This window comes from Paenibacillus sp. UNC451MF (genome assembly GCF_000686845.1).
Lineage (GTDB): Bacteria > Bacillota > Bacilli > Paenibacillales > NBRC-103111 > Paenibacillus_S.
In genome coordinates, this window is record NZ_JMLS01000008.1 from 164,610 (window position 1) to 177,015 (window position 12,406).

11 protein-coding genes are annotated in these 12,406 nt (G+C 45.8%); all 11 read left to right on the forward strand.

Translation table 11 applies throughout. From position 1 onward, the window contains the following. Positions 1-3 precede the first annotated feature (3 nt). The 11 genes from murD to sigE all read left to right on the forward strand — a co-directional run bounded on the left by murD (position 4) and on the right by sigE (position 12,242). Positions 4-1,422 carry a UDP-N-acetylmuramoyl-L-alanine--D-glutamate ligase gene (gene murD, locus BP97_RS0111795; protein ID WP_028549283.1) on the forward strand — a complete coding sequence of 473 codons (1,419 nt, stop codon included), beginning with the start codon at positions 4-6 and terminating at the stop codon, positions 1,420-1,422. Positions 1,423-1,476: 54 nt separating this feature from the next. Continuing rightward, positions 1,477-2,574 carry a stage V sporulation protein E gene (gene spoVE, locus BP97_RS0111800; RefSeq protein ID WP_028549284.1) on the forward strand — a complete coding sequence of 366 codons (1,098 nt, stop codon included), beginning with the start codon at positions 1,477-1,479 and terminating at the stop codon, positions 2,572-2,574. 5 nt (positions 2,575-2,579) lie between these two features. Continuing rightward, positions 2,580-3,644: an undecaprenyldiphospho-muramoylpentapeptide beta-N-acetylglucosaminyltransferase gene (locus BP97_RS0111805; protein ID WP_028549285.1), complete on the forward strand. Its 1,065-nt coding sequence runs from the start codon at positions 2,580-2,582 to the stop codon at positions 3,642-3,644. 222 nt (positions 3,645-3,866) lie between these two features. Next, positions 3,867-4,772 (forward strand): UDP-N-acetylmuramate dehydrogenase, encoded by a 906-nt coding sequence (murB, locus tag BP97_RS0111810; RefSeq protein WP_028549286.1) that lies wholly within the window; start codon positions 3,867-3,869, stop codon positions 4,770-4,772. A 15-nt stretch (positions 4,773-4,787) separates the two neighbouring features. Next, a complete protein-coding gene (murA, locus tag BP97_RS0111815; protein ID WP_028549287.1) occupies positions 4,788-6,056 on the forward strand; it encodes a UDP-N-acetylglucosamine 1-carboxyvinyltransferase in 1,269 nt (422 codons plus the stop codon). A 168-nt stretch (positions 6,057-6,224) separates the two neighbouring features. Next, entirely contained in the window at positions 6,225-7,109 is an 885-nt protein-coding gene (locus BP97_RS36005) for a cell division protein FtsQ/DivIB (RefSeq protein ID WP_036745752.1), read from the forward strand. A 179-nt stretch (positions 7,110-7,288) separates the two neighbouring features. Then, positions 7,289-8,539 (forward strand): cell division protein FtsA, encoded by a 1,251-nt coding sequence (ftsA, locus tag BP97_RS0111825; RefSeq protein WP_028549288.1) that lies wholly within the window; start codon positions 7,289-7,291, stop codon positions 8,537-8,539. A 45-nt stretch (positions 8,540-8,584) separates the two neighbouring features. Next, positions 8,585-9,724 (forward strand): cell division protein FtsZ, encoded by a 1,140-nt coding sequence (gene ftsZ, locus BP97_RS0111830; protein ID WP_028549289.1) that lies wholly within the window; start codon positions 8,585-8,587, stop codon positions 9,722-9,724. 229 nt (positions 9,725-9,953) lie between these two features. After that, positions 9,954-10,409, forward strand: a complete 456-nt coding sequence (locus tag BP97_RS0111835; RefSeq protein WP_028549290.1) for a flavodoxin — start codon at positions 9,954-9,956, stop codon at positions 10,407-10,409. Positions 10,410-10,527: 118 nt separating this feature from the next. Continuing rightward, positions 10,528-11,445 carry a sigma-E processing peptidase SpoIIGA gene (gene spoIIGA / locus BP97_RS0111840; protein WP_028549291.1) on the forward strand — a complete coding sequence of 306 codons (918 nt, stop codon included), beginning with the start codon at positions 10,528-10,530 and terminating at the stop codon, positions 11,443-11,445. A 74-nt stretch (positions 11,446-11,519) separates the two neighbouring features. After that, positions 11,520-12,242 carry an RNA polymerase sporulation sigma factor SigE gene (sigE, locus tag BP97_RS0111845; protein WP_028549292.1) on the forward strand — a complete coding sequence of 241 codons (723 nt, stop codon included), beginning with the start codon at positions 11,520-11,522 and terminating at the stop codon, positions 12,240-12,242. Positions 12,243-12,406: the final 164 nt, after the last annotated feature.

A 12,406-nucleotide genomic window follows, 5' to 3' on the forward strand; every position in this document is an offset into this window, starting at 1 on the left:
CATATGAAGGATCCACAAGCATACCGGAACGAACAGGTGGTTATTTTAGGTTTGGCTCGCAGCGGGGTTGCTGTAGCCAAGCTGTTTCATGAACTGGGAGCCATTGTCACGGTAAACGATAAAAAGGAACAAAACCTATGCCCTGAGGCCGATGAACTTACGGCTCTGGGTATTTCTGTTATATGCGGCAGTCATCCGTCTACGCTCATACATGAAGGCGTGAAGCTAGTCGTGAAAAATCCCGGCATTCCTTACACGATCGAACCTATCCAACATGCTCTTCAGTTAGGTATTGAAATCGTTACTGAAGTCGAAGTTGCTTACCATATGTGTAAAGCCCCTATGGTGTGCATTACCGGCTCCAATGGTAAGACCACAACGACTACTTGGATCGGACTGATGCTGGACAAAGCCGGGCTAAAGCCTATTGTTGCGGGAAATATCGGACGCGCATTAACAGAGGCTGCTTTGGAGGCAGGTCCGGACAATCATATGGTGGTGGAGCTGAGCAGCTTTCAACTGAAGGGGACAACTGATTTCAGGTCGAAAGTCGCTTGCCTATTGAATATGTATGAAACGCATCTGGACTATCATGGCACTATGGAAGACTATATCGCCTCGAAAGCCAAGCTGTTTGCTAATCAGACGGCTGAGGATACAGCTGTGTTGAATTGGGACGACCCGGTATGCCGAGGATTGGCACAAGAAGTAAAAGCTTCGGTATTGCCTTTTTCCATCAAGGAGGAATTGGAGTACGGTGTATTCGTCCAGCCTTCCTACTCCGTTGATGTACCAGCAGTCGAGAGACAGATCGTTTACCGCGATTCTACGGGCAATATCCACCGTATTGTAGGTGTAAAGGAGCTTGGGATTCCGGGTACCTTTAATGTAGAGAACGCGGCTGCAGCATCTTGTGCAGCGTTGACGTTCGGCGTTTCTATAGAAACGATCGCCGAGGTGCTAAAAGAATTTAAGGGAGTAGAACACCGGCTCGAGCATGTAGCAACCCTTGACGGCGTTCAATTTTATAACAATTCCAAAGCTACGAATCCTACGGCAACTATTAAAACGATAGAATCCTTTGAGCAGGACGTGATTCTGATAGCCGGAGGCTTAGAACGCGGCATGGATTATATGGATCTGCTGCCGGTATTCCAAAACAAAGTCAAAGGACTTGTCGCAATAGGTCAAACAAAAGAGAAAATAAGTCATGTGGCCAAGCTTGCAGGCATGAGTCAAGTAAAAACGGTCGATACTGCTAACAGTGTGCAGGACACCGTAAACGAGGCGGTTCGACAAGCTGCAGCAATGGCCAAAGCTGGAGATATCGTTCTTTTGTCGCCGGCGTGTGCCAGCTGGGACATGTTTCCTTCCTATGAGGAAAGGGGAAGAATGTTTAGGCAGTCCGTGCATACCCTTTAAATAGGGGGGTATACAAGCCTACCCTACCATTTTACAAGGTAAGAGGTGGCATGTATGGCGAAAGCACGGTCTGCACCGGATGTGACAATGTTAGTATGTACGATGATGCTGTTGGCTATCGGCGTGGTGATGGTGTACAGCGCCAGCGCCGTACTGGCGTTTCATGAGTTTGGCGATTGGTACTATTATTTGAAGAGACAGCTTCTTTTCGCCGTTCTCGGTATTGCAGCTATGATATTTACAATGAATGTAGATTACTTGGTGTGGAAAAAGTATGCCAAGCTCGGACTCATTCTATGTTTTGTGCTTCTTCTGATTGTGCTGATTCCAGGAGTCGGTGTAGTTCGAGGCGGGGCACGAAGCTGGCTTGGTATCGGATCTTTCGGTATTCAGCCATCTGAGTTTATGAAGATCGGCATGATTTTGTTTTTATCCAAAATGCTCTCCGAGCACCAAAATAAAATTACGCTGTTCACCAAGGGGCTTATGCCTCCTTTGGGCTTAGTAGGCCTAGCATTCGGACTCATAATGCTCCAACCGGATTTAGGGACGGGTGCGGTGCTGGTAGGGGCGTCGCTTCTTATCATTTATACGGCAGGCGCCAGACTGCTTCATTTATCGTATCTGGGCATGGTTGGTGTGGTAGGGTTTATCGGACTTATAATCGCGGCTCCATACCGTTTAAAGCGGATTACTGCTTTCCTGGACCCATGGCAGGACCCGCTGGGAGCAGGCTATCAGGCTATTCAGTCTCTTTATGCTATCGGACCTGGAGGTTTGGTAGGATTGGGACTTGGAATGAGCCGCCAAAAATACAGTTATTTGCCTGAGCCCCAAACCGATTTTATATTCTCTATTATCGCGGAAGAATTGGGCTTTATCGGAGGCTCATTTGTTCTTGTTCTATTTATGCTGTTGGTTTGGCGCGGTATGCGAACAGCCATTACAGCACCCGATACGTTCGGTGCCCTGCTTGCAACGGGGATTGTCGGCATGATTGCCGTCCAGGTTGTTATTAACATCGGGGTTGTGATCGGCATGTTTCCGGTCACAGGCATTACGCTGCCGCTCATTAGTGCGGGCGGGTCATCGCTTACACTGATGCTAACCTCGATAGGTATACTATTAAATATTTCCCGCTATGCGAGGTGAAAGGCTTGAAAACTATCGTCTTTACAGGAGGCGGTTCGGCAGGGCATGTAACTCCAAACCTTGCACTCATTTCTAGATTGAAAAAGCAAGGTTGGGATATTCAATATATCGGTTCGAAGCAAGGGATAGAAAAAGATATTATTCAACATGCCGGTATTTCATACCATTCTATTTCTTCAGGAAAACTGCGTCGCTATTTTGATTTGAAAAATATGAAAGATCCGTTTAGGGTTATCAAGGGCGTAGGAGATGCTTATATGCTTCTTCGGAGACTTAAGCCTTCGATAGTGTTTTCCAAAGGTGGTTTCGTCTCCGTGCCCGTCATTGTAGCGAGCTGGTTAAATCGCATACCGGTTATTTGTCACGAATCCGATATCACCCCTGGACTGGCTAATAAAATATCGGTACCGTTCGCCAATCAAATTTGTGTTAATTTCCCCGAAGCACTTAAGTACATAAAAGGCGGTAAAGGAATATGCACGGGGCTTCCGATCCGTGAGCAGATACTGCAAGGAAAGGCGCATCGCGGGTTTGACTTGTGTGATTTTCACAAGCAAAAGCCCGTTCTCCTGGTGATGGGAGGAAGCTTAGGCGCTCAAAAAATCAATAAAGCCGTACGGGACTCGTTGGATACATTATTGGAACGTTACCAGATTGTTCATCTTTGCGGCAAAGGGCAGACAGACGAGGCGTATGCTAATCGTCGAGGCTACAAGCAGTTCGAATATATCAACGAGGAATTGGCGGATATCTTGGCCATGACGGATCTTGTGGTCTCCAGAGCGGGAGCGACATCCATCTTTGAATTTCTCGCTTTAGGCAAACCAATGCTGCTGATTCCCTTGACGAAGCAAGCGAGCCGTGGTGATCAGTTGCTGAATGCTGCATCTTTTGAAAAAAAAGGATATGCCCATGTGCTTTATGAAGAGAATTTGACTGCCGATACATTAATTGAAGGCATTAACGGCATTTATGATAACCGTGAGCGAATGATCACAACTATTCGATCTAACGAACAAAATGATGCTACGGATACAATCATTAACTTGATTCAAGAAACTAGCCTATAATCAGGCAGCTTCTGCGGTTTGAAGAAACTGTCTGGGCGATTGTCACACTATTACCGATTTTACATAAACTACACTATAACCGTGACAGACACCTGAGCTAATAACGACAGACAGAAGGCGACCATTGATTTTCATTAAAGCGTCTCATCATGTTGTTATTCCGGTTTGGACGTAATGTCCCCAAATCGGATGCCCCGGAAGTTCTGTGAAGGAGGTTTTCCCATGCAACAGGTCATAACACAATTGCTGAGCGGAACATTCGGTGAATGTCTTCTTAACGAGCCGCTCGCGCCTCATACCACTTGGAAGATCGGCGGGCCTGCTGATGTGCTGCTGATCCCTCGTACAAAAGAGCAGCTAGTTGAGGCTGTTAAGCTGCTTTATCAGCATCAGACGTCTTGGACCGTTCTCGGACGCGGCTCCAACATGCTGGTTGCAGATAAAGGAATACGAGGGATCGTACTCAAGCTTGCACCGTCGATGGAGACACTGCGGTTTGATGGCGATATCGTCTATGCTGGAGGAGCTTATTCCTTGATTAAGCTGTCTGTCATGGCCAGCAAGGAAGGTTTGACTGGATTCGAGTTTTTCGGAGGTATTCCGGGAACGGTGGGAGGCGCCGTCTATATGAACGCCGGAGCTCACGGGTCCGATGTGTCACGCATACTGTTAAGGGCTGAAGTGCTGCTCCCGACAGGAGAATTGGTGACGATGCAGCAGGTTGATTTTGATTATGGATATCGCCATTCTTTATTACAGCAGAAACCGGGGATTGTAACCGAGGCGGTTTTCCAGCTGCAGTTCGGCGACAGAAAAGAAATTATCGAAACTACGGCAGCTTACAAGGAACGACGTTTACGGACTCAACCGCTGCAATTGCCTTGCGCAGGAAGTGTTTTCCGCAATCCGGACGGACATTTTGCTGCAAGGCTGATTGAAGAAGCGGGTTTGAAGGGGTATAAAGTCGGAGGCGCCGAAGTTTCACCGCTGCACGCCAATTTCATCATCAACACCGGGAAAGCGACAGCTCAGGACGTGCTCACCCTCATCGAACAAGTACAGCGAATCGTTTTTGAAAAGAACGGCGTTAAGCTTGTACCCGAAGTATTGGTGGTGGGGGAGCGGTAAATCGGAGGTGGGACTTTGGAAAAGTTGGTTATCGAAGGTGGGAGACCTCTAACGGGAGCCATCAAGATTCATGGTGCAAAAAATGCTGCGCTGCCCATATTGGCAGCCGGTATGATGGCAGAGGGGACTATTGAAATCAGCAACGTACCCGATCTGTCCGACATTCAAGTGATGCTAAGCATATTACGCGCGCTGGGCTGCCGAACCGATCATCATGAAGATACGGTAACCGTTAATACATCCACTGCTCATTCGCATCATATTCCCGAAAGCTTGATGAGTCAAATGAGATCCTCCATTTTTTTGATGGGGCCGTTGTTAGCGCGCTTTGGCAGAGTTCAAGTCTATCAGCCGGGCGGATGTGCAATAGGAGAAAGGAAAATAGATTTACATTTAAGCGGGCTCATCGCACTTGGAGCGGAAATCGAGGAATCCGGTAATACGATTGTCTGTACGGCCAAAGAATTGCGGGGAGCGGAGATTGTTCTTGATTTCCCTAGCGTGGGCGCTACAGAAAACATTATGATGGCTGCTACTATGGCCAAAGGTTTGACTACGATATCAAATGCTGCCAGAGAGCCAGAAATACAAGATTTGCAAAACTTCTTGAATGCGATGGGCGCAAAAATTATTGGAGCTGGAACCGACACTATTACAATTGAAGGCGTATCGGAATTAACTCCATGTACTTATCGCATTATTCCAGACCGGATTGTCGCGGGGACGATGATGATTGCCGCGGCGGTAACGCGAGGAAATGTTACGCTGGAGAATGTATATCCTGCTCATTTAACGTCTGCGATTCACGTTCTGAAGCGCGCAGGTGTTCAAATAGCGATTCACGGTGATATAATAAACGTAAGCTGTCTATCAAGACCTAAGTCAGTAGAACGTATAGTTACATCGCCTCACCCATCCTTCCCGACGGATTTGCAATCCCAGATTATGGTTTTGTTATCCTTGGCAGATGGACTTAGTATAGTGAAAGAAACCGTATTTGAAGGTAGATTTAAGCATGTTGATGAGCTTTCCCGTATGGGCGCGGATATTCGTCTGGATTTGAACTCGGCCTTTGTCAAAGGAGTGCCCAGGTTGTACGGTGCCACCGTAGAAGCAACGGATTTACGAGCAGGCGCAGCCTTGGTCATTGCAGGTCTCGCAGCCCAAGGTACGACTGTGATTGAACAGATTCATCATATTGACCGGGGATACGATAGAATCGAGCTGATGCTATCGCGACTGGGAGCCCATATTCATCGTGTTTCGCCGGTGCCTTCCGAATAAGCTATTATTTACTTATATTGATTCCTATGACCATTGCCGCTGTTTTATCCCCTCTTTTTTAGACGGGGATATCGGCGGTTTACATAGTTCGTTGCGCAGTTTTGCACTTGCAATACTCTTAGCTTATGCTTAGGAAGTAGGCTTTCCTAACCCTTAGGAGGGACAACCTTGCATCAAGAACAAAGATTGCCCGTCATCCAAAAACCAAAAACAAAAAAACGATCAAGAAGCAGCAAAAAGCTGCTCCTGTTTTTATTCCTGTTCTTCATCACGCTGCTCTGTATTCTCTTCTTTCAATCGTCATTAAGCAAAATTACGACGGTCGAGGTAGAAGGTCAAGAATTACTGACCATTGAGGCAGTAGAGCAAGCTTCCGGCGTTAAAGCAGGAGATCATTTTTTCGCTGTTTCCTCCTATAATGTTGAACAGCAGGTTAAAGCATTGAAAATGGTAGAATCTGCTACGGTTACAAAGCATTTTCCCGGGGTAATTCATATCGAAGTCAAAGAATATCCGAGAGTCGCCTATCAATTCGGCAATGCCAATCAACCGGAGGCTATATTGGCGGACGGAAGTGTTGTAACAGTATCCGGCGACATCAATTTCATTATGGACAAGCCTATACTGACCGGCTGGGGCAGCAGTGCGGATCTGAAGCTTCAGCTCTGCAAGGCATTGGCATCTGCACCTGCTTCTACATTAATGGATATTTCTGAGATTAAACCGGATCCTTCTACATCCTATCCGGATCGAATCAAGATGTATACTCGTTCACAGTTTGAAGTGGTAACCACCGTAAGCTATTTACCGGAAAAGCTGAAATACTTAGATACCTACATTACCAATTTAAAGGAAAATAAAGTGAATACGGGCGTCCTGACGCTGCTTGAAGTTGATACCCATGCCCCATTTGAAGCTGATGGGAATAAAGCGCAAAATGGCAAGGATGGTAAGTCCGATAAGAAGCCGTCATCTAATTCTCAGAATGGCTCAGTCGATCCTAAAAAAGATCCAGGTAAGACTGCCTCAGGCAAAGAAACACCGAAGAATTAATAGAAAAGCCTACTCAATCTAGGGATTTAATGGTAGAATTAAGTTTATGGTATATTTAGCTACAAGTTTGTTGAAAAAAGTTTGTGAAAAAAGAGGGAAAACCCTAACCGTGTGGAATAAGTACAGAAGCTTTCTTTTCATAGAAGCTTATATCTATTAGTTATAGGAGGTGCCACGGGTTGAGCAGCAATGACATCATTGTTAGTTTGGACATCGGTACATCCAAAGTTCGTGCTATTATTGGGGAAGTCGTTAACGGCGCCATTAATATAATAGGGGTTGGATCAGCCGACTCGGAAGGTATTCGCAAGGGAGCCATTGTCGATATCGATCAAACGGTACAATCGATTCGCAGCGCGATCGATCATGCTGAACGTATGGTTGGTATTCAAATAGCAGAGGTTTACGTTGGAATTTCCGGGAATCATGTTGCTTTGCAATCTAGCCATGGCGTAGTAGCCGTTTCCAATGAAGACCGCGAAATCGGCGATGAGGACATCGAGCGTGTTATTCAAGCAGCAAAGGTCATTCCTCTAGCGCCGGAGCGCGAAATTATCGGTGTAGTGCCGAACCAATATTTGGTTGACGGATTGGATGAAATTCACGATCCGCGCAGTATGATAGGCGTTCGTTTGGAAGTGGAAGCCACTATTATTACGGGCGCGAAGACAGCCATACATAATTTGCTCCGTGTAGTCGAGAAAGCGGGAGTGAAGGTTGGAGGTTTAATTCTCATGTCGCTGGCGGCAGGCCACTTGTGCTTGTCCAAGGATGAGAAGGCGATCGGAACCGTGCTGGTAGATATCGGCGCAGGACAAACGACCATCGCCATTTTTGAACAAAACAATATGGTAGCAACGTCAACTTTGCCAATCGGCGGCGAATATATTACCAATGATATTTCGATCGGTCTGCGTACTCAGGTAGACATTGCTGAGAAAATAAAGCTGAAATTCGGCTGTGCAGTCATTGAGCATGCTGCGGCTGATCAAGTATTCAAAGTAAATCGCATTGGAAGCAATGTTGATAAGGAATTCTCGCAGGTGGATTTGGCGAATATCGTCGAGCCTCGCGTACAGGAAATATTCCATTTAGTACATTTGGAAGTACAGCGACTGGGCTTCTCCGAGTTACCAGGGGGCTATGTGCTGACTGGCGGCACGGTTTCTATGCCGGGAATGCTTGCAGTGGCTCAAGCTGAACTTGCAACATCGGTCAGAATTGCCGTACCTGATTTCATCGGAGTAAGGGACCCGTCTTATACAAGCGGTGTTGGAATTATTCAATACGCTTTCAAGTATTTAAAAATTGCCAAACAAACGAGTGTAGTAAAAAAATCCGTCTCGAATCCAAAAAAATCAACCGCTACCAGCGAACAAAGGCCTTCGGTCATGGAACGATTTAAAAATTGGTTGAGTGAGTTTATTTAAGGTACACATGACTTTTTAGGCTTAATGAGGGGGAAAATGAAGGCTATGTTTGAATTTGATATGGACATGGATAGTCTTGCCAAGATAAAGGTAATCGGAGCTGGCGGCGGCGGAAGCAATGCTGTCAACCGAATGATTGACAACGGAGTAAAAGGCGTAGAGTTTATTACCGTGAATACGGATGCTCAAGCACTTCACTTATCCAAATCGGATCAAAAGATGCAAATCGGCGATAAGCTGACACGCGGTTTGGGAGCAGGAGCCAATCCTGAGGTTGGTAAAAAAGCGGCTGAAGAATCAAGAGAATTGATTTTCAATACACTTAAAGGCGCCGATATGGTATTCGTCACTGCAGGTATGGGAGGCGGTACAGGAACAGGAGCGGCTCCGGTTATCGCTGAAATTGCCAAAGAGTGCGGAGCTTTAACGGTTGGCGTTGTAACTAGACCGTTCACATTTGAGGGACGTAAACGTGCTTTGCAGGCGGAGCAAGGGATTGCTGCTCTGAAGGAAAAGGTGGATACGCTGATCGTTATTCCTAACGACCGTTTGCTTGAAATCGTCGATAAGAAAACGCCAATGCTTGAAGCGTTCCGCGTAGCAGATAACGTACTTCGCCAAGGTGTACAAGGGATTTCTGACTTGATCGCTGTACCTGGTCTAATCAACCTCGATTTCGCTGACGTAAAAACGATCATGACAGAGCGTGGCTCTGCGCTGATGGGTATTGGTTTAGCAACCGGTGAGAACAGAGCAGCCGAAGCGGCCAAGAAAGCGATCCAAAGCCCGTTGTTGGAAACTTCCATTGACGGAGCTAGAGGCGTTCTCATGAACATTACGGGTGGAGCCAATCTGTCTTTGTACGAAGTTAACGAAGCTGCCGATATCGTGGCATCCGCTTCCGACTTGGAAGTAAACATGATCTTCGGAGCAGTGATTGACGAGAAGTTCAAGGATGAAATTCAAGTTACGGTCATTGCAACCGGGTTTGAACATAAACCGGAGACTCAACAGCAGATTCGCAAGCCAATGGGTAACAATGCGACGACATCTAATGAAGCTTCAGCTAATGACAATCGCGGTGGTTTAAATAATCTACGTCCATTTGGTGGACAAGCATCCAGCGATCAACTGGATATTCCAACCTTCCTTCGCAATCGCGGCAAAAACAGTTTTGATAAATAATCCATAATCTTTGTACTTATAAAATTATGAATGTAAGAAGCCCCTTAACCATTTGCTAATGGATCGAGGGGCTTTTGTTGTGTTTACAGGTTAGATAAATGATAAAAAGTGAGGAAACTATTGACAACAATTATGAGAATGATTATCATTTACAACGATGGATTAAGTGATAATAAGAATCATTATCATTCAATCTATAATAATCTACAGATCTGCGGAGGGAATGGGAATGTCAAAAATAGTAATGATTTTTGCAAGCATGACAGGAAATACAGAGGATATTGCAGATGCAATAGCTGATGGAATACGTGAAGCCGAGGGAGAGCTAGTACTGAAAAACGTGATGGATTCTAGTGGAAATGAGCTGTCAGACTATGATGGAATATTGCTAGGTGCTTACACTTGGGGAGATGGTGACCTTCCTGACGAGTTTCTTGATTTCTATGACGAGATGGATGAACTTGATTTGAAAGGTAAGGTAGCTGCCGTATTTGGTTCATGCGACTCTTCCTATTCGGAGTATGGGGCTGCAGTAGACACTTTAATTGCTAAGTTGCAGGAGCTTGGAGCGGAAGTTGTGTTGGATGGTCTAAAGATTGAACTCTCTCCTTCTCAAGCGGAGAAGGAAACGTGCAAGCAGTTCGGGATTCAATTTGTAGAGAAGTTTATAAATTCCATAACTTGACAAAAAAAGTTACACCTAATCGGCAAGTTTAGACAGACTTTGGAATAAGCTTACTATATACTTGTCTCATTCGTATAAAGCTAGTTCTAATAGAGAGACCGCCGGGAGGTTAGGGGAAATGATTGTATATGTCGATATCATTTTCCTGGTCAACATGTTGATCGATGCGGTCCTTCTTATAGCTACGGCGAAAATGAGAAGGCTGCAGTTCCGTTGGTGGAGGCTGCTGTGCTCTGCCGCTATTGGAGGGGCTTACGTCGTACTTTTGTTTTTTCCGCCGTTATCGTTTTTGTTTACGTTTGCCGTTAAATTTCTATTGTCTTTAATCATGATTTTGACGGCTTACGGCTATGGCGGGCTTCAGCATTTTTGGCGGAATGTCGGAGCATTTTACATTATTAACTTTGTAGCCGCTGGGGCGATAGTAGGTGTGCATTACTTTTGGATGTCGTCCGGCGAGGTCATAAACGGTATTTTATTTACGCAATCTGGCGGTGTAGAGCATAGGCTGCAAGTAGGTCTGTTGTTTATGATTGTGGTTCTGTTCTTTGCGATTTGGTTATTCCGCCATGTTCAGCAAGCTTCCAAACGAAAGGAAGAGCTGGCCTCTTTTTTTGCAAAAGTGGACGTGCATATCGATCAGTTCGAATCCAGCTGTACCGGATTGATAGATACGGGAAATCAGTTGTATGATCCGTTGACGAAAACACCGGTCATGGTTATGGAGCTTTCCCAGTGGAAAGAGAAAATTCCGGAATCATGGAAGCAACGGATTGAACGGGCTGAGGTAGACCAAATTGTGAGCGCTATTGGAACCGACGAATTTGAATGGCAGGACCGGCTGAGGCTTGTTCCTTACCGTGGAGTTAATCGAAGCACGCAATTCATGCTGGCGATTAAACCGGATCGTGTAGTCATTACCCATAATGACAAGCAATTTGAAGCGCTTAAAGTACTGATAGGCTTAGATGGCGGCAAATTAAGCGCAGACAACGCCTATCAAGCTATTATTCATCCGAATTTGCTGCAAAATTAATGATTATGCTTATCACGATCTAGGCGTACAGCTTAGAGAAACCAAACCGCAAAATGCTAAGGAGGAACGCGATTATGCTCTTGAAGTTGAAGCTCATTCTGCAAATCTATTATTTCCGTCTTTTGCTGTTTCTTGGATTGAAAGGGGAGGAGATCTACTACATAGGCGGAAGTGAAGCGCTGCCGCCTCCACTCACACGCGAAGAGGAAGAATATTTGCTGGAAAAGCTTCCTTCAGGGGATGCCGCGATCCGAGCTATGCTGATTGAACGGAATTTGCGACTTGTCGTCTATATAGCGAGGAAGTTTGAGAATACAGGCATTAACATTGAGGATCTCGTATCCATTGGAGCTATAGGTTTGATTAAGGCAGTCAATACATTTGACCCTGAGAAGAAAATCAAGCTGGCTACCTACGCTTCCCGATGTATCGAGAATGAAATATTGATGTATTTGCGCCGCAACAGCAAAATCCGAACCGAGGTTTCCTTCGACGAACCGCTTAACATTGACTGGGATGGCAACGAGCTGCTGTTGTCGGACGTACTGGGGACGGAGAACGATACGATCTACCGTAATATCGAAGAACAAGTAGACCGGAAGCTGCTGCATAAAGCGCTGGATAAGCTGACGGAACGTGAGCGCACCATTATGGAGCTAAGATTCGGGCTTCAGGACGGGGAAGAGAAGACGCAGAAGGATGTAGCCGACATGTTGGGGATTTCTCAATCCTACATCTCGAGGTTGGAAAAGCGCATCATTAAAAGGCTGCGTAAGGAATTTAACAAAATGGTTTAAACTGGAAAAAAAGTTTTTTTGATCGGTTTGAAAGCGAATCCGTGCTTGATCTGATTGGAGTTGAATGTCTTTACGCATTTCCATTGGGTCGATGGAGGACAGGGGACAGCGCATAAAAAAGTATCGCGAGGAGATAATTAACAGTAATGTTTCTCCTTGGGAGG